Source organism: Xanthomonas sp. NCPPB 2250 (genome assembly GCF_056725265.1).
The window spans coordinates 1,124,112-1,142,877 of record NZ_CM161520.1; the positions used below are offsets into that span (position 1 = coordinate 1,124,112).

An 18,766-nucleotide genomic window follows, 5' to 3' on the forward strand; every position below is an offset into this window, starting at 1 on the left:
GACACGTACGCAGGGCAAGCGGCGGCGAGACAGCGTGCCGCGCCGGCGCCGGGTGCCCGCACTGTCGCCTGGCGCATCGCGCTGTCACTGCGAGGCCAGGTCGCGCCACAGCGTGCGCTTGGCGTGCAAGGCAGGCATCTTCGCGAAGACGACGTCATCGCCGCGTCGTGGCGGTGTCGGTCGCTGTACGCCGCCGGGCATGATGGTGATCCCGGTTGCGGCGTTCGTCGCTGCGAGGGCGCGGCGGGAGCCGATACCATGGCCGCAGCACCGAGGGAGACGCCGATGGCCTTGTTCTCACGCAGTCCCGATGCCGACGCCGCGCCCGTTGCCGGTTTGCCGGATGCCCCGATCGCCCTGTTGCGGCTGGAGTCCGATGGTCGCGTGAGCGCCGCCAACCGCGCCGCCCTGGACCTGCTGGGGATGCCGGCCGAGACCTTGCTCGGCGCCACCAGCGAGGCGATCTGGGGCCTGCCGCTGACCGCCCTGGTGGACGCCGAAGGCAGTTGGCAGGCACCGGGAGCCGATCCCACGCGCCGCGTGCGCTACCAGCGCGACCGCGACCGTGGTGGCCAGGGCTGGCTGCTGTCGCTGCCGCATCCGGAAACCGCGGCCCTGTTGCGCGACGTCGCCCTGCTCGGTGCCGGCCAGGCACAGGGCGCGATCAGCCCGGCGCTGCAGGCATTGGCGCAGCGGATCCAGGAGGGCGTGGCGGCGCAGGCGCTGCTCGACCGGATCGGCGAGCGGCTGACCGGCTGCGATCTGGATCTGGGGCTGCACACGCCGCTGTCGGCGCAGGAGGCCGAGGCGATGCCGGGGCGGCGCCTGTCGGCCGGTTTCGGCAACCTGGCCGAGGCGATCCGCCAGGCGGTGGCGCTGTCGCTGCAGATCGCCGCCGACGTGCCGCACGTGGTCGCCGAGAACGACGAACTGGCGCGGCAATCGCAGACCCAACTGGATGCCCTGCAGACGGTGCTCGCCACCACCCGGCAATTGCTGCAGAGCCTGCACGAGATGGATCGCGACCTGCGCGCGGTGATCGCGGTGGCGGCCAGCGCAGACGACAGCGCCCGCCAGGGTGTGGAGGCGGCGCGCATCCTCGGCCAAGCGATGCAGGAGGTGGCGCGGCGTTCGGCACGCGCCAACCAGGTCATCGAGGTGATCGATGCGGTCGCGTTCCAGACCAACATCCTCTCGATCAACGCCAGCATCGAAGCGGTACATGCCGGCCCGGCCGGGCGTGGTTTTGCGGTGGTCGCCACCGAAATCCGGCAGCTGGCCGAACGCGCCGCCACCGCGGCACGCGACGTGCGCAGCATCATCGGCGAGACAGGCGCTGCCCTGCAGGACAGTGCGGCCTCGGCGCAGCGCACCGAGCAGGTGCTGGGCGGCATCGGCGAATTGCTCGGTCGCGCCAGTGCGGCGATGGAGGCGGTGGCCGGCCGCATCGCCACGCAGAGCGGGGAGATCGGCGGCATCGACCGTGCCATCGAGCACGTGGTCGGGCTCAGCCGCAGCAATCTGCAGCACGCCGCGCAGGTGGTGCAGCGCAGCGCCGACCTGGCCGCCGGCAGCGACACCCTGCACGACTGCGTGAACCTGTTCCGCCTGCCCGCCGATCCGATGCGCCAGCCACGGCATGCGCGCGTGCGCGATCTGGCCCAGGCCGCTGCGGTCAGCGTCGGCCAGGCCTTCGAGGCAGCGCTGCTACGCGGGCGCATCGGCGAGGAGGCGCTGTTCTCCACCGAGTACGTGCCGATCCCCGGCATCGACCCGCCCAAGTACCGCACCGCGTTCGATGCGCTGTGCGACGAACTGTTGCCGCCGCTGCAGGAGCCGCTGCTGGCCGCGCATCCGTGGATCGTGTTCGCGATCTGCGCGAACGTCGACGGTTACGTGCCGACCCACAATCTGCGCTTCAGCCAGCCGCTCAGTGGCGACCGCGCGCGCGACCTGGTCGGCAACCGCAGCAAGCGCATCTTCGCCGACCGGGTCGGCCGCAATGTCGGCCGCCACACCGAGCCCTATCTGCTGCAGGTGTATCGGCGCGATACCGGCCAGATCCTGTTCGACCTGTCGGTGCCGGTGCACGTCCGCGGGCGCCACTGGGGCGGCCTGCGCGTGGCCTACATGCTGGAATGAGCCGACGCACGCGCGGGCAAAAAAATGCCGCCGGCAGTGCCGGCGGCGATGAGAGAGAGCTCTGATTCTTGTGCGCGCAGGCTAGGCCGGCCACGTGGCCGCGGTTTGTCGCCGGCGCCGCCGCGTGTGGCGGTGCTGACACATGCGCGCGGCGGCTGTGCCGGCGTTCAGCCGCAGCGGTTGGCGGCGAGTGGCGGAAACGGGTCTAATAGCCGCAGAAGCGGGGGTACCGCCGGCGCAGGCCGCGGTTGAGACAGTCCCTTCGAACCTGATCCGGTTGATACCGGCGTAGGGAAGCTTCGCAAGTCCGCTGCGGGCGCGTGCGCGTCCGTGGCGGGCCCGCGCCGCCGCTTCGTCCGAGATGCGAGTCCGCTCGCACCCGTCCCGCTTCCCCTGCGGGTCACTTGAACCAGGACGAACGCCGATGAACGCCGTACCCAATCCGCTGCAGCAGCAGACCGACACCTTGTCCGCGGCGGTGACCCGCCCGATCCCCGGTTCGCGCAAGATCTTAGTGCAGGGCTCGCGCGCCGATCTGCAGGTGCCGATGCGCGAGATCGCGCTGACCCGCACGCCCACCGTGTTCGGCGGCGAGGAAAATGCCCCGATCACCGTCTACGACACGTCCGGGCCGTACACCGACCCGCAGGCGCGGATCGATCTCGGCGCCGGCCTGGTGCCGCTGCGCGCCGCCTGGATCGCCGAGCGCGGCGACAGCGTGGCGCTGGCCGGGCTCAGTTCGCAGTTCGGGCGTGCGCGCGAGGACGATGCGCGCCTGCAGGCGGTGCGCTTCCCGGCGCGGCGGCTGCCGCGACGCGCCCGCGACGGCGCCAACGTCACCCAGATGCATTACGCACGGCGCGGCATCGTCACCCCGGAAATGGAGTTCGTGGCGATCCGCGAGAACCAGCGCCTGCAGGACCTGCGCGATGCGCAACTGCGCGTGCAGCACCCCGGCGAAGCGTTCGGTGCCGCCATCCCGCAGCAGGTCACGCCCGAGTTCGTGCGCGACGAGATCGCCCGCGGCCGGGCCATCCTGCCGTGCAACATCAACCATCCGGAAAGCGAGCCGATGATCATCGGCCGCAACTTCCTGACCAAGATCAACGCCAACATCGGCAACAGCGCAGTCAGCTCCGGCATCGCCGAGGAAGTGGAGAAGCTGGTGTGGGCGATCCGCTGGGGCGGGGACACGGTGATGGACCTGTCCACCGGCAAGCACATCCACGAGACCCGCGAATGGATCGTGCGCAACTCGCCGGTGCCGATCGGCACCGTGCCGATCTACCAGGCGCTGGAGAAGGTGGATGGCCGCGCCGAGGAACTGACCTGGGAGATCTTCCGCGACACCCTCATCGAGCAGGCCGAACAGGGCGTGGACTACTTCACCATCCATGCCGGCGTATTGCTGCGCTACGTCCCGCTCACCGCCAAGCGCGTCACCGGCATCGTCTCGCGCGGCGGCTCGATCCTGGCCAAGTGGTGCCTGGCGCATCATCGCGAGAACTTCCTCTACACCCACTTCGAGGACATCTGCGAGATCATGAAGGCCTACGACGTGGCCTTTTCGCTGGGCGACGGCTTGCGCCCGGGTTGCATCGCCGACGCCAACGACGCCGCCCAGTTCGGCGAACTGGAGACGTTGGGCGAGTTGACCAAGGTCGCCTGGAAGCACGACGTGCAGACCATGATCGAGGGCCCCGGCCACGTGCCGATGCAATTGATCAAGGAGAACATGGACAAGCAACTGCGCGAGTGCGGCGAGGCGCCGTTCTACACGCTGGGGCCGCTGACCACCGACATCGCGCCCGGCTACGACCACATCACCTCGGCGATCGGCGCGGCGATGATCGGCTGGTTCGGCACCGCGATGCTGTGCTACGTCACGCCGAAGGAGCATCTGGGCCTGCCCAACCGCGCCGACGTGCGCGACGGCATCATGGCCTACAAGATCGCCGCGCACGTCGCGGACCTGGCCAAGGGCCACCCCGGCGCGCAGGTACGCGACAACGCCTTGTCCAAGGCGCGCTTCGAGTTCCGCTGGGACGACCAGTTCCATCTCGGCCTGGATCCGGAGAAGGCGCGCGAGTTCCACGACGAGACCCTGCCCAAGGACGCGCACAAGCTGGCGCATTTCTGTTCGATGTGCGGGCCGCACTTCTGTTCGATGAAGATCACCCAGGACGTGCGCGACTACGCCGCCGAACACGGGGTCGACGCGGAAGCGGCGCTGCAGGCCGGCATGGCCGAGAAGTCGGCGCAGTTCCTGGCGGCTGGCGCGCAGGTGTACCGCGCCGAGTGAGCGCACGGCGGTCGGCGCCGCAGGGCGCCGCCGCCGCTGTCGACATGGACCTGGCTGTGCGTGGGGGTGCGGTGTGCGCCGCGATCATGACGACGGCGTCCTCCACGCGCGCGTCTATGATGCGCGCTGGTCGCCACAGGGAATGTCTCATGCTGCGCTATGCGTTCGCGCTGCGTCGCCATCCGTCCGCGCTGTTGCTCGCGGTGCAACTGCTGGGCGTGCTGCTGTATCCCTGGATGGAGGACACCGCGGCCGGGCGCGCGCTGTTCGGCGCCTTCGGCATCGTGGTGCTGGCGCTGGCCTTGTGGGTGGTCAACCGCGGACCCTCGGCGCTGTGGATCGCCTGTTGCCTGGCGCTGCCGTCGGTGGCGCTGTCGATCGCCGCGGCGCTGCTCGGCAATCCGGCGATGACCGCCTGGGCGCAACTGCTGGAGAGCCTGCTGTACTTCTATACCGCCGGCAGCCTGATCGCCTACATGCTGCAGGACCACGTGGTCACCCGCGACGAACTCTATGCGGCCGGCGCCACCTTCACGCTGCTGGCCTGGGCTTTCGCGTTCGTCTTCGCGGTCTGCCAGCAATGGCTGCCGGGCAGCTTCACCGCGGCCGTGGACGCGGCCTCGCCGCGGACCTGGATGGAACTGCTGTATCTGAGCTTCAGCGTGCTTTCTGGCGTGGGCCTGAGCGACGTCGTGCCGGTGCAGCCGTTCGCCCGCGCGCTGGTGATGATCGAACAGTTCGCCGGCGTGATGTACATCGCCTTGGTGGTGTCGCGACTGATTGGGCTCAGCGTCACACGCCACATGAAGACGTGAACGTGGCGTAAAAAAAGCGCGCCCAGGGGCGCGCAGTCATGGAGCGATTATGTGAATTTCGTCGGCGGAGAGAGAGCCTGAATGCGTCGTCGCGGTTGGCGGCGGCGATGACTAGAGTAGAATTCAGTGACAAGCCGCGCTTGGCGGCATCCGCTGCCTCGTTTTGCCGAGTTTGCTCGTTGGCTCTCGCTGCGAGCCGTACGTGGCTGCGTCGCCGCCGCATCTGCGACACTTCCGTCACGGCGCTTTTTTTCGTTGTCCAACACCATGTCTTCTTCATCGTCCGCCACATCGACGCTTCCGCAACGGATGCAGGTCGGCGATTGCGTGGTGCTGCTGTCCTTGCGCGAGGTGCACGCCCCGCGCGCGCGCCGGCCGCAACGGCTCACGCCCAAGGCGATGGGCGTGCTGCGGGTGTTGCTGGGGCAGCCGGGTCAGGTGGTGGAGCGCGAGGCGCTGTTGGCGCAGGTCTGGCCGGACACGCAGCCGACCAACGACGTGGTGACCCAGGCCATCACCCAGTTGCGCAAGGCCTTCGCGGCCGGCATGCGCGGCGAGGCGTCGGTGTACATCGAGACCCTGGCCAAGACCGGCTACCGCCTGGTGGCGCCGGTGCAGGCCTTGCCGGATGTCGAGGCCGAGGCGGGCGCGGCGGCCGCTCCATTGCCGGACACGGACGACGCCGCGGAGACGGCTGCAGCGGGTGTTCCGGCCATCGCCCCCGCAGCGCGGCGGCGTGCGCCGTCATGGCTCGCTGCCGCCGCCGGTGCGGCGTCGATGCTGGTGCTGGCGCTGGCCTGCTGGTGGTGGTTCGCGCGCCCTGAGGCCGTGCCCGCCGACAGCGCCGAGCAGGAACGCGTGCTGGGCAGCCCCAAGCGGCCGTACCGGCTGATCACCGCCATGTCCGGGTTCAAGCTGGAGCCGGCGCTGTCTCCGGATGGCGCGCAGGTGGCCTATGCCGCACGCACCACCGGCAGCGATGGCACCCAGTTGCTCATCCAGCCGACCAGCGGCGCCGCCGGCAGTACGCCCCCGCGTTCGCTGGGCGTCCCGGCCCGCGGCGCCTCCGACCGCCTGCCCGCCTGGTCGCCCGACGGCACGCACATCGCCTTTGCCCGGCTCGGCGCCGATCGCCAGTGCCGGGTGATGCTGGTGCAGGCCGACGGGCGTACGCCCGCGCGCGAGGTCGCGCGCTGCGACGACAGCGAATTGCTCAGCTTCGACTGGACGCCGGATGGCCGCGGTCTGGTGTTCGGCAGCATGAACGGGCGCCAGCCGGCGCGCGGCATCCGCGTGCTGGATCTGGGCAGCGGGCGCTGGACGGCGCTGGATTATCCGGTCGCCGCCGGCGATTTCGATTACGCGCCGCGCTACTCGCCGGACGGCAAATGGATCGCCTTCGTGCGCAATCCGCAGATGGGCGGGCTGTGGCGGATGCCGGCTTCCGGCGGCACCGCCGAACCGTTGACCCACGAATTCGCCGAGATCCGTGGCTGGGACTGGGCGCGAGACGGGCAGGGCATCGTGTTCGGGCGCCGCGTCGATGGCGAGACCCGGCTGTACCGGCTGGACACGCAGACCCGGCGCCTGCGCGACCTGGGGTTGAGCGATGCGCAGGCGCCGCGGCTGGCGCGCGACGGCGGCAGCCTGGCGTTCGTGCACCGGCGTCCGCAGTTCGCCGTGTACCGCATCCGGGCGGGAGCGGCGGATGTGCCGCGCGAGCGTCAGCGGCTGTTCGCGTCCACCGGCCGCGACGGCCAGCCGAGCATCGCGCCCGACGGGCGCCAACTCGCCTTCACCTCCGATCGCGACGGCAGCTATGCACTGTGGTGGGGCGATGTGCGCCAGCCGACCTCGTTGCGGCTGATCGAGGGCGTGCGGCCGGAGACCCGGCAGCCCCTGGCGTGGTCGGCCGACAGCCAGGCGCTGCTGGTCAGCGGCCGCGATGCGCAGGGGCGTTCGGCGATCTATGAGGTCCGGCCCCAGTCCGGCAGTGTGGCGGCCTTGCCGGTGCCGGCCGGCGAGCCGCTGCAGGCGTTGTACACCGCCGAACCCGGGCAATTGCTGGTCCTGCTGGGCGAGAACGGCCGCACCCGCCTGCAGTTGTACGACCGGCGCGCGGTGCCCTGGCGGCCCTTGGCGAGCTTGCCGGATGTTTCCCAGGTCCGCGCCGATCCCGCCACTGGGGAAATCCTGTTCACCCGGCTCGCGCGCAGTGGCCTGTGGCGCGTCGATGCCAGCCTGGACCTGGCCAGCGTGCGTGTCGTGGACGACAGTCTGCCGTCGCTGTGGCGCTACCGCAGTTGGGCGCTGGGCCCCGAGGGTGCGGTGCATTACCTGTTCCAGACCGGCGAATGCGCCAGCCGCATGGCGCGGATCGACGGTGGCCTCGCCGCCAGCGTGTGCCTGGACCGCGACCACTTCAGTGCGGTCAACGGCTTCAGCATCGATCCGCGCAATGGCGACGCCTATGTGGCACTGGCGGTCGAGGACGGCAGCGAGATCGGCTTCATGCGCATGCACGAGCAGCCGGAATTGTTCTCGACCATCTCGCACAACTGGTTGATCCGGAAGAAAAAATAGGCTTCGTAAGTTGTTCGTAAGGGCATCGTGGCGATTTCGGACAACTATCGCCAAGACGTCCTGACCTGCCGCCACATTCGGCAAAGACTGCGCACCGGTTTACGTCAAGCAGGTGCTCGGATGCGGCAATCTTTCCTGGTCGATCATGGACAACAACTGGTGGTGGACGCGGACGACGCGCCGGCGGGTCCGGCCTGCCTGGGCGCGGCGCGCCTGGCCAGCGTGCAGGCGTCGGCGAATGCCTTCACGGTCTGGCTGCAGTTGCGTGGCAGCGCCTGGATCGAGGCCAAGGAGGGGCGTTTCGCCCTGCGCCGCGGCCAGTGGCTGGCCTTCGAACGCGACTCGCGGCCGATGCTGCAGACCGATCGCGACGGCCTATGCATCGGCCTGAGCCTGGACGGCGAGGCGCTGAAGGCCTTGGGGCGGATGGCCGACGAGACCTTGTATGCGGGGCGCGGCGAGTTGTCGCTGCGCGAGACGCGGACCGCCTTGCGCCTGTGGCGGCAGGCGGCGGCGCGGCCCGGCGATGCGTTGGCGATGCGGCCGGTGCTGCTGCATCTGGCCTCCATGCAGGGCGAATTGTCGCGCCGCGTGCAGCGCTGTCCCGGGCGCTCGCGGATGCGCAAGCGCCAGGTGTTCGGGCGCATGCAGCGTGCGCGGCTGTATCTGGACGGCCATCGCGACCGCGTGGTGCGGATCAGCGAACTGGCCGAGCTGACCAACTTCTCCGGCTGGTACCTATCCAAGACGTTCCAGAGTCTGTACGAGGAAAGCCCGCAGGCGTTGTCGGCGCGCCTGCGCCTGGAGCGCGCGGCGGACCTGTTGCGCGACACCACGATGATGATCGGCGAGGTGGCCGCCGCCAGCGGATTCGACAACTGCTGCAGCTTCGCGCGGGCGTTCCGCGCACGCTTCGGTGTCTCCGCCTCGCAATATCGCCATGGCAGCACCGTGCCGCCAGAATCGGCAAAGTCTGCAGGCGACAGCGGCAAAGCAGCCGCGCTCACCGGAACGTAACGTGCCGAGGGCGTCTTAACACGCCCCTAACGTTACCCTGGAGAGATTGATGAACCTTCGCACTCCCGCAGTGCGGCTGGGCTTGCTGCCCGCCAGCATCGCGATCGCGTTGACGCCGGCGATTGCCGGCGCGCAAGAAGCCGCCGCCTCGTCCACCACCACGCTGGACCGGATCGAAATCACCGGTTCGCGCATCCGTAGCGCCGACGTCGAAACCCAGCAGCCGATCCTGACCCTGGACCGCCAGGCGCTGGAGCGCCAGGGCTACACCTCGGTCGCCGACGTGCTGCAGAACCTGACCTCGGCCGGTTCCCCGGCGATCTCGCGCGCCGATGCGCTGGCGTCCGGCGAAAACGTCGGCGGCTACTACGTCGACCTGCGCAATCTCGGTGCCGAGCGTACCCTGGTGCTGTTGAACGGCAAGCGCCTGGGCGCGACCACCTCCGGCCTGCAGGACCTGAGCCAGGTCCCGATGGCGGCGATCGAGCGCATCGAAGTGCTGAAGGACGGCGCCTCGTCGATCTACGGTTCCGACGCCATTGCCGGCGTGGTCAACGTCATCACCCGCAAGCGTTTCGACGGCGCCGAAGTCTCGGCCGAATTCGGCCAGTTCGGCGAAGGCGACGGCAAGACCTCGCAGTACTCCTTCACCATCGGCACCCAGGGCGAGCGCGGTGGCGTGGCGCTGACCGCCGAGTACTCCAAGCAGGATCCGGTGTTCGCCAAGAACCGTTGGTTCAGCCGCGACGGCAGCCGTGGTCCGAACTCCACGCCGAGCGGCTGGAGCCCGATCAGCCAGAACGGCAGCTGGTGCAACCCGCTGACCGTGGATTGCTCGGATCCGGAAGTCGCCGTGTGGCAGACGCTGAACCAGGGCGGCAACCCGAACAACCCGGCCGACTACCATCCGCTGACCCCGGCCGAGTACGCCAACTCCAACCAGCAGATGATGGTGCAGACCGGCATCGAGCGGAAGTCGGTGTTCGCCAACGCCAACTACGACCTGACCGACTCCATCGTCTTCAACGCCGACGTGCTCTACAACGAGCGCACCACCGATCAGCAGATCGCCGGCTATCCGTACCAGTCCGCCGCGTTCGGCACCCCGCTGGCCGGCGACAGCGCGTTCAACCCGATCGGCCAGGACATCGACTTCCGCCGCCGCCTGTGGGAAGTGCCGCGCACCACCGAGAGCAAGCTGAAGACCACGCGCTTCGCGCCGACCATCAGCGGCTCCTTCGAGTTCGCCGACAAGAGCTGGGACTGGGACCTCGGTGCGCTATGGAACCGCAACGAGAGCACCAAGACCGGTCACGGCGACATGAGCCTGATCGCCGCGCGCCAGGCGCTGGGTTCGTCCTTCATCAACGCCAACGGCGTCGCCCAGTGCGGCACCGCCGCCGCGCCGGTGTCGCTGAGCGCCTGCCGCCCGTGGAACCCGCTGCTGCCGTTCGGCGTGGCCGGCCCGGGCTCGCTGGCCGATGCGGACACCCAGGCCTTCCTGTTCCCGTACTTCACCGATACCGGCCTGACCAAGACCACCAGCTACACCGCCAACCTGAGCGGCACGCTGGCGACGCTGCCGGCGGGCGACCTCGGCATCGCGGTCGGCTACGAGCACCGCAAGGAAGAAGGCCGCTTCTCGCCGGACGCCTTCGCGCAGTCGGGTGAGAGCACCGGCCTGGGCGCCAAGACCACCTCCGGCAACTACGATCTGGACGAGTTCTACCTCGAGTTGAACGTGCCGATCCTGGCCGACATGGCGTTCGCCAAGCAGCTGACCCTGAACCTGGCCAGCCGCTATTCGGACTACAGCAACTTCGGCGACACGGTGAACTCCAAGTTCGGCTTCACCTGGAAGCCGATCGACGAGCTGCTGGTCCGCGGCACCTACGCCGAGGGCTTCCGCGCCCCGACGATCAGCGATCTGTACGGCGGCCTGAACAGCAGCTTCGAGTCCTACATCGATCCGTGCGGCGTGGGCGCGCCCAACAGCGTCAACGGCAATGCGGCGTGCAGCGCGGCCGGCGTGCCGGTCGGCTACACCCAGCTGGGCCAGGGCTACGTGCCGTGTTCGACCCTTCCTTGCCAGACCCCGGACGAGTTCATCAGCGGCTCCAACCCGAACCTGAAGCCGGAAACCTCCACCAGCAAGACCGCCGGTCTGGTGTGGAGCCCGCGCTGGGTGCAGGGCCTGGACATCTCGCTGGATTGGTACCGCTACGAGATCAAGGACATGATCATCGCCGATAGCGTCGACCGCATCCTGCGCGACTGCTACGTGCTGGGCAATGCCGAGCGCTGCGCCGGCGTGACCCGTGCCGCCGACGGCCATATCTCGGCGATGACCTACGGCGTGGCCAACCTCGGCCAGATGGAGACCGAAGGCTACGATCTGGGCATCCGCTACCGTCTGCCGGAAATGGCGTTCGGCAAGATCATGATCGACTGGCAGACCAGCTACGTCAGCAAGTACGACGAAGCCGGCCAGAATCAGGCGGGCGACAACATCACGATCGGCAGCGTCGGCGAGCCGGGCATTTTCCGCGTGCGTTCCAACCTGGGCGTGAACTGGACGATGGGCGACTTCGGTGTGAACTACACCTTGCGCTACTACTCGGGCATGAAGGAAAAGTGCATTTCGCGTGCCGCCGATTACTGCGATGCGCCGGACCACTTCGCCAACGGCGAGGCCGACCCGCTGCGTCACACCGGCTCCAACACCTTCCACGATCTGCAGGTCAACTGGAAGGCGCCGTGGGACGCGACGATCGCCATCGGTGCGAACAATGTGTTCGATCACCGCGGTCCGCTGATGTACTCGGCCCCGGACAGCAGCTTCGCCTACTACGGCGGCTTCGACATCGGTCGCTATGTGTACATGAAGTACACCCAGCGGTTCTGATTTGATTGAACTAGCGCATGGCGGGCCATGGCCCGCCATGTTTTTTCTTGAAAAGGACTTTATCGTGATTAGAAATTTTCTGATTGGCGTGGTTGCTGTTGGTGCTGGAACTTTCTATGGCTCTTCAGCCGAAGCTGCTGCGATTCGATGTGAAAGCTGTCAGGATGACGGCGATTTTCGCGCGGAAGCCGTAAATCGCGGCACGGGTACGCATATCGTGTACAGCGTGAGCGGAAACAAGATCCAGCAGTGGTACGTGGGATCTGGTGGCGGCGGTGGTGGCGTTCCGCTGCGCACGACAACTGCGGCGAATCCGGTCGTTCGTAAACAGACGCCGCCGCCGGGTGCGTCCGAGGAAGTGAGGCGTGCTCACGAACTTTATGTTAGCGGTGGTGGAACGATACGCCCAACTTACAATGTTCCGGTCAGCATGCTTGGACTCAACCCCGATGCTGCTGGCAAGACCGCATACGAATTCGTTCGGGATGCCAATTTGAGGGCGATGATCGAATCGGCGACCGGCAACGTGAATGTCATATCCTCGGTTGTCGGCGCCAATGTGCTTACCGCAATGACTGACTTGTTGCAGTTGGCATCCAACTACACCGGTCTGCGTGATCAGGCGAGGATAATGTACAAGGTGGTTTTCAAGGATGGGTCTTATGTGACAATCATTGTCAATCTTGAAAATCAGAATGGAAATACGGAGCCCGGCAGTGCGCGCACCGGCGCTGGGCAGCTTATTCCCAGTGATATCCAGGAGGTTCAGGGGGATTGGACGGATTATGGTGGTGAAAATTTAAACCGCATGGCCGAGCACATGCAGAGTTTAGGCGCCACAATCAAAGTCGTCGGCTCCCAAGGTGGCTCGGTTCGCGCCATCAGTTGCAGTGGATCCGGGGTGCAGCAAGTTTGCCTCGTTCAGTATAGAACGCAGTAAGTCTTGTCCTCTGTTAAAAAAACGGGCCTTGTGGCCCGTTTTTTTGCGTTTATTTTCCGCGGAGATCAAATTTTTCGTGCATAGGATGGCGGTTCCTACGCCGAGGTCAGGCCCATCAGGTTCTCGGCGTGCTCGCGCCAGGTCGGCAGCTTGTTGAGCATGCCGGTCTTGGACAGGTACTCCTCGTCGACCTCCGAGCCGCTGGCCAGCGCCATCGCCACGTGCACCGCGCCGGTGACCCAGAAGCTGCGGGTGCTGGAACGCTGCGGCTGGCGATGGAAGGCCACCGCCTCGATGATCGGCATCGGCAGGCCCCACAGGCCCAGCAGGTAGGCGCCGGCTTCGGCGTGGCCCGGCCGGGTGTCGTTGGCATCGGTGGGCGGCTCGCGCTCATCGCGCACGCCCGGCAGCAGCAGGCCGATGTCGGCCAGCAGCGCCGCGGTCGAACCCAGTTCGACGCTGGAGGCCGGCAGCATCTTCGCGGCCAGCTTGGACGCCAGCAGCGAACGCTGCTGCAGCGCGTTGCGCTCGGCGTTGGACAGCGCCTGCACCGAGAACACTTCGCTGGCCAGGACCAGGTCGCGCAGGGTGGCGGTGCCCAGCCGGGTCACGGCGGTGCGCAGGTCGGAAATGGTGCGGCCGTTGGAGAAGAACGCCGAATTGCACAGCTGCAGCACCTTGGCCGCGATCGCCGGGTCGGCCGAGACCAGCTTGGCCAGGTCGGCGGCGTTGCTGCCTTCGTCCTGCTCCAGCGCGTGCATCAGGCTCAGGTACAGATGCGGCGGCGAGGGCAGCTTCTCGATGCGGCCGATGCTGGAACGCAGGCGCGGGTTGCCCAGCAGTTCCTGCAGTTCCTCCAGGCTGGTGACCGCCTCCAGCAGCATTTCCGGGGACAGCGGCAGCGGCAGGAACCGGTGGGCCACGCCGATGATCCGCGCCGGCGGCGCGCGATTGCTCTGTTCGGCCTCGATCAGCGCGATGCGGATGGTTTCCGGACTCAGCGTGCGGATCTGGCCGAGCAGGGTGGCGGTGGTCAGGTCCGGCAGCGTCGGCGCGGCGATCACCGCATCCAGGCGCACCGTGGCCGCCGCGGCGATCGCGGCATTGCCGTCGGCAACGCTCTGGACCTCCCAGTCGTCGCCAAGATCGCGAATGTATTCAGTGACTTCGGACGGAAGGCTGGCTTCGTCGCCGACGAACAGGATGCGCAAGAGACTGTCCCCCAAGAAGAGCCGGGTCGCGGACGGACCGGGCTCGGTGATGCCATGGCGCAATGTACCGCAAACCCCGAAGGGCGGCGCCCCGGCAACGGCAAAACGTGAAACGGATCAGCCGCGGCGGGGCGGCAGCGCCCCGCCGTGGCGGCGGCTCAGGCGCCGGCTTCGTAACGGGTCACGGACTCGCGCAGGATGCGCTTGGCTTCCTCGGCGTTGCCCCAGCCGTCGAGCTTGACCCACTTGCCCTTCTCCAGGTCCTTGTAGTGCTCGAAGAAGTGGCCGATGCGTTCCATCCAGTGGCCGGACACCTGGGTGATGTCCTCGATGTGCGCATAGCCCTGGAACACCTTGGCCACCGGCACCGCCAGGATCTTCTCGTCGCTGCCGGCCTCGTCGCTCATCTTCAGCACGCCGACCGGGCGGCAGCGCACCACGCAGCCGGGCACCAGCGGCAGCGGCAGCACCACCAGCACGTCGGCCGGGTCGCCGTCGCCGCACAGGGTGTTGGGCACGTAACCGTAGTTGCAGGGGTAGCGCATCGGGGTGGAGAGGATGCGGTCGACGAAGATGGCGCCGCTGGCCTTGTCCACTTCGTACTTGACCGGCTCGGAATCCTTGGGGATTTCGATGACGACGTTGATTTCTTCCGGCAGGTTCTTGCCGGAGGTGACCAGTTCCAGACCCATGCGCTAGCTCCAGTGGAGTGGCTTCTAAAGAGGCAGGCATTCTAGTCGGTTGGCTGTTGCAATGCAGCGCACGGCGGTTCGGAGGATTCCTACAGCGGTTTCGGACTCCATACCGGCCCGCATGGGGCGCATTCCGATGGTGCCGGAATCGGGTGGCGGCGACCCTGTGGCCACTGTCCCCACCCAAGGAGCAAGACGATGAACGGAATCCGGCAATCGATGCTGCCGCTGCTGGCGGTGCTGGTCCTGGCCTGCGGCGCTGCGCAGGCGCAACAGGCGCAACCGGCCTACGTGGATGCGATGGACTATCCCGCCCCGGGCGAGGGCTGGGAGGCGTTCGCCGACCTGGAGCGACGGCTGGCGCACGACTTCGACCAGCTCTGCGGCGACACCTTCTGCGAAGGCGACTACAGCGACTACCGGCCGCTGCGCTATCGCTGCTCGGTGCGCCAGCGCGACGGGGTGATCGGGGAGTGCATCTGGAGCTTCGGCGCCAGCGAGGCCAGTATCGATGCGGACACCGGCCGGGTCGTGGTCGATGCGCGGCTGTGGCATTGCCGGACCCCGCTGCAGCCGCAGACCCGGCTGCACGCGCTGTACGCGGCGCTGTCGGGTGAGCGGCCGCTGTTCGCGCCGCTGCCGCGCAGCGAGCACAGCATCAACGATGGCCTGATCGACTGCCTGTAGCGGCAGAGGACGCGCAGCAGGCGCCGGCATGTCGCCGACGCCTGCTGCGCGTGTGGTTACAGCAGCGGCACCAGCAGCAACGCCACGATGTTGATGATCTTGATCAGCGGATTGATCGCCGGGCCGGCGGTGTCCTTGTACGGGTCGCCGACGGTGTCGCCGGTCACCGCGGCCTTGTGCGCCTCGCTGCCCTTGCCGCCGAAATGGCCGTCCTCGATGTACTTCTTGGCGTTGTCCCAGGCGCCGCCGCCGGTGGTCATGGAAATGGCCACGAACAGCCCGGTGACGATGGTGCCGATCAGCAGGCCGCCGAGCGCGCGCGGGCCCAGCAGCAGGCCGACCACGATCGGCACCGCCACCGGCAGCAGCGAGGGCACGATCATTTCGCGGATCGCCGAGCGGGTCAGCATGTCGACTGCGCGGTCGTATTGCGGCTTGCCGGTGCCCTGCATGATGCCGGCGATCTCGCGGAACTGCCGCCGCACTTCCTCCACCACCGCGCCGGCGGCGCGGCCGACCGCCTCCATCGCCATCGCGCCGAACAGGTAGGGGATCAGGCCGCCGATCAGCAGGCCGATGATCACCGTGTGGTCGGACAGGTCGAAGGCGAAGGTTTCGGTGGGGTGCGCGGCGCGCAGGTTGTGGGTGTAGTCGGCGAACAGCACCAGCGCCGCCAGCGCCGCCGAACCGATCGCATAGCCCTTGGTCACGGCCTTGGTGGTGTTGCCGACCGCGTCCAGCGGATCGGTGACCGCGCGCACCTCCGGTGGCAGTTCCGCCATTTCGGCGATGCCGCCGGCGTTGTCGGTGATCGGGCCGTACGCATCCAGCGCCACGATCATGCCGGCCATCGACAGCATCGCGGTGGCGGCGATGGCGATGCCGTACAGGCCGGACAACGCGAACGCGCCCCAGATCGCCGCGCACACCGCGATCACCGGCAGCGCGGTGGACTTCATCGAGATGCCCAGGCCGGCGATGATGTTGGTGCCGTGGCCGGTGGTCGAGGCTTGCGCCACGTGCTGCACCGGCTTGTACTGGGTGCCGGTGTAGTACTCGGTGATCCACACGATCAGCCCGGTCAACGCCAGGCCGATCAGCGCGCAGCCGTAGAGCTTGCCGGCACCGGCGGCGGTGTCGCCCATCAGTTGCTGGGTCACCGGCCAGAACGCCAGCGCCGCCAGCACCGCCGAGACCACCACGCCCTTGTACAGCGCGCCCATGATCGAGCCGCCCGGGCGCACGCGCACGAAGAAGGTGCCGACGATCGAGGCGACGATCGACACCCCGCCCAGCACCAGCGGATACAGCACCGCGTTGCGCCCGGCCTCGGCGGCCATCAGCCCGCCCAGCAGCATCGTCGCGATCACGGTGACCGCGTAGGTCTCGAACAGGTCGGCGGCCATGCCGGCGCAGTCGCCGACGTTGTCGCCGACGTTGTCGGCGATCACCGCCGGATTGCGCGGGTCGTCCTCGGGGATGCCGGCCTCGACCTTGCCGACCAGGTCCGCGCCGACGTCGGCGCCCTTGGTGAAGATGCCGCCGCCCAGGCGCGCGAAGATCGAGATCAGCGAACTGCCGAAGGCCAGGCCGACCAGCGCATGCAGGCTGTCGCCCACGCTGTGTCCCAGCCATTGCAGCAGGCCGTAGTAGCCGGCCACGCCGATCAGGCCCAGCCCGACCACCAGCATGCCGGTGATCGCGCCGCCGCGGAACGCCACCGCCATGGCCGGCGCCAGCCCGCGCCGCGCCGCTTCGGCGGTACGCACGTTGGCGCGCACCGACAGGTTCATGCCGATGTAGCCGGCGACCCCGGACAGCACCGCGCCGATCGCGAAGCCGCCGGCGGTGTACCAGCTCAGGAACACCCCGACCAGCATCAGCAGGACCGCGCCGGCGATGGCGATGGTCAGGTACTGTCGGTTGAGGTAGGCGCGGGCGCCTTCCTGGATCGCATCGGCGATCTGCCGCATGCGCTCGTTGCCGGCGGGCTGCGCCAGGATCCAGCGCGTGGAGACGATGCCGTAGAGCACCGCCAGAGCCGCGCACGCCAGTGCCACGGTGACCGCATATCGTTCCAGCATGACCCCTCCCAAGGATGTGGATGGCGCCCAAGCGCTGGACATACCGGGGGATCACACCGTAGGAGCTGAAGCATGCAACGACTCCGCGGCCACAACGCGCGCCGCTGGTGCGTATCGCAATGTCATCTGGCCTGAACGTGGGCGAGTATGCGCCTGCCTCCGTGATGCCGCCAGCGACCAGGCAGGGCGTCTCACTTTTGGCGTGCGGTTCAGTCTGTGCGTGGCAGCGTGGCGCATCGCTTCCCAGGAGCCCTCCGATGCAATCGACGATTTCCCCACGGCTGCGCGCACGCGCCTCGATCCTGGCCCTCGGCCTGTGTGCGCTGGTGCCGCTGGCCGCTGCGGCCGCCGACCCGACCCCGGAACTGCAGCGTCCGGCCAGCGCGCCGCAGGCGGTGGGCGTGGTGCACACCATCCGCCAGATCCCCGAGGCCTGCGTGCGCTTCGAGGGCGAGTACACCGGCGATGCGGCGCAGCCCTACCGCTTCTCCGCGGTACGCAGCAGCCCGACCTGCCAGCCGCGCGCCAGGCTGGTCGAGTTCGATCAGGCCAAGCCCAGCGAGGCCATCGGTTGGAAGTTCAACGATCTGATCCGCGTGCCCAGCGCCGCCTGTCCGTCGCAGCAGGCGGTGGTGCGGGTGTGGCGCAAGCCGGTGGCGCTGAACACCGAGCGCGATGGCCAGGGCCAGTCGCGGATCTATCTGGAAGAGGCCAAGCAGCAGGCGGCCGCCGGCAAGGTCCCACAGGTGCCGCAGTTCACCGCGCAGATGACGGTGGAAGGCAAGGCCTGCCGCTGAGCGGGAAAATTGCCGAGCCGTCTCGGTCGTCATGCCTGCATCGCGCGGGCAGGGCGGCCGCGACCGGCGGTACGGATGCGCGACGGTGATGTGGCTGTCGTGAGGTCGCACAGCCACGGCGCATGCGATCCCTGGGCGCCTGCGTAAACCAGGATCTAGGCCAGGCTTGGCGGCGTTGCGCTTTGCGTTGCTGTCGCACATCTTGACCGTTGCCGATCCGGCGCATGTGGCGCGCGGGCGGTGTTTCAGGTCGGCACGGTACCGGTGCGCCGTCGCCGCCATTCGTCGGCGACGTCGCCCATGGTCTTGGCGACGCCGTTCCTGATCCAGGCGATGAACGCGCGATCGAACGCGAAGCCGTCGCCGCACATGGTCACGAGGAAGCGGCGCACGTTCTGCGTGTTGCGATAGTGCTCGTCCACCGGCGTCGCACGGGTGATGGGGGCGCTGTGCCAATCGAAGCGCATGTGGCCGGACGCGCTGCTTGGCTCTTCGTGCGTGTCGCGCATCCTGGTGGCCTTGTCTTCTCTGAAGGTGCAGGCAGTCCGACATCCGTGGTGGATGCGCCAGGACCCGTGCAGCATCCTGTCG

13 protein-coding genes and 1 riboswitch are annotated in these 18,766 nt (G+C 68.1%); of the genes, 9 read left to right on the top strand and 4 right to left on the bottom strand.

The features are described from left to right. The first annotated feature begins 285 nt into the window (after positions 1 to 285). From AC1PMG_RS04705 to AC1PMG_RS04735, 7 genes are all read left to right on the top strand, one after another. A complete protein-coding gene (locus tag AC1PMG_RS04705; RefSeq protein WP_481110825.1) occupies positions 286 to 2,142 on the top strand; it encodes a methyl-accepting chemotaxis protein in 1,857 nt (618 codons plus the stop codon). Positions 2,143 to 2,354: 212 nt separating this feature from the next. Next, positions 2,355 to 2,455, top strand: a riboswitch (TPP riboswitch). A gap of 111 nt (positions 2,456 to 2,566) precedes the next feature. Next, positions 2,567 to 4,444: a phosphomethylpyrimidine synthase ThiC gene (thiC, locus tag AC1PMG_RS04710; protein WP_481110826.1), complete on the top strand. Its 1,878-nt coding sequence runs from the start codon at positions 2,567 to 2,569 to the stop codon at positions 4,442 to 4,444. A gap of 149 nt (positions 4,445 to 4,593) precedes the next feature. Further along, positions 4,594 to 5,259, top strand: a complete 666-nt coding sequence (locus AC1PMG_RS04715; protein WP_017910513.1) for an ion channel — start codon at positions 4,594 to 4,596, stop codon at positions 5,257 to 5,259. 309 nt (positions 5,260 to 5,568) lie between these two features. Next, positions 5,569 to 7,842 carry a winged helix-turn-helix domain-containing protein gene (locus tag AC1PMG_RS04720; RefSeq protein WP_481110827.1) on the top strand — a complete coding sequence of 758 codons (2,274 nt, stop codon included), beginning with the start codon at positions 5,569 to 5,571 and terminating at the stop codon, positions 7,840 to 7,842. A 120-nt stretch (positions 7,843 to 7,962) separates the two neighbouring features. After that, on the top strand, positions 7,963 to 8,859 hold the full coding sequence (locus AC1PMG_RS04725) for a helix-turn-helix transcriptional regulator (RefSeq protein ID WP_481111610.1): 897 nt from the start codon (positions 7,963 to 7,965) through the stop codon (positions 8,857 to 8,859). Between the two features lie 49 nt (positions 8,860 to 8,908). Beyond that, positions 8,909 to 11,764, top strand: coding sequence for a TonB-dependent receptor (locus AC1PMG_RS04730; RefSeq protein ID WP_481110828.1), 2,856 nt, complete (start codon positions 8,909 to 8,911; stop codon positions 11,762 to 11,764). Between the two features lie 37 nt (positions 11,765 to 11,801). Continuing rightward, positions 11,802 to 12,704 (top strand): hypothetical protein, encoded by a 903-nt coding sequence (locus AC1PMG_RS04735; protein ID WP_481110829.1) that lies wholly within the window; start codon positions 11,802 to 11,804, stop codon positions 12,702 to 12,704. Between the two features lie 95 nt (positions 12,705 to 12,799). Here the strand turns inward: AC1PMG_RS04735 and AC1PMG_RS04740 are convergent, their stop codons facing one another. Then, entirely contained in the window at positions 12,800 to 13,915 is a 1,116-nt protein-coding gene (locus AC1PMG_RS04740; protein WP_481110830.1) for an HDOD domain-containing protein, read from the bottom strand. Between the two features lie 158 nt (positions 13,916 to 14,073). Then, the gene (gene ppa, locus AC1PMG_RS04745; RefSeq protein WP_010343376.1) at positions 14,074 to 14,607 is read right to left on the bottom strand and encodes an inorganic diphosphatase; all 534 of its coding nucleotides are present in this window, start codon (positions 14,605 to 14,607) and stop codon (positions 14,074 to 14,076) included. 198 nt (positions 14,608 to 14,805) lie between these two features. Between ppa and AC1PMG_RS04750 the strand changes: the two genes are divergently transcribed. Continuing rightward, positions 14,806 to 15,294: a hypothetical protein gene (locus AC1PMG_RS04750; protein ID WP_481110831.1), complete on the top strand. Its 489-nt coding sequence runs from the start codon at positions 14,806 to 14,808 to the stop codon at positions 15,292 to 15,294. A 56-nt stretch (positions 15,295 to 15,350) separates the two neighbouring features. Here the strand turns inward: AC1PMG_RS04750 and AC1PMG_RS04755 are convergent, their stop codons facing one another. Then, positions 15,351 to 17,378: a sodium-translocating pyrophosphatase gene (locus tag AC1PMG_RS04755; protein ID WP_481110832.1), complete on the bottom strand. Its 2,028-nt coding sequence runs from the start codon at positions 17,376 to 17,378 to the stop codon at positions 15,351 to 15,353. A gap of 257 nt (positions 17,379 to 17,635) precedes the next feature. On the opposite strand from AC1PMG_RS04755, the gene AC1PMG_RS04760 reads away from it, so the two are divergent. Next, positions 17,636 to 18,175, top strand: a complete 540-nt coding sequence (locus tag AC1PMG_RS04760; protein WP_481110833.1) for a hypothetical protein — start codon at positions 17,636 to 17,638, stop codon at positions 18,173 to 18,175. Positions 18,176 to 18,420: 245 nt separating this feature from the next. On the opposite strand, the gene AC1PMG_RS04765 is transcribed toward AC1PMG_RS04760, so the two are convergent. Continuing rightward, complete coding sequence (locus tag AC1PMG_RS04765; RefSeq protein ID WP_481110834.1) at positions 18,421 to 18,759, bottom strand: DUF6434 domain-containing protein; 339 nt, start codon at positions 18,757 to 18,759, stop codon at positions 18,421 to 18,423. Positions 18,760 to 18,766 lie beyond the last annotated feature (7 nt).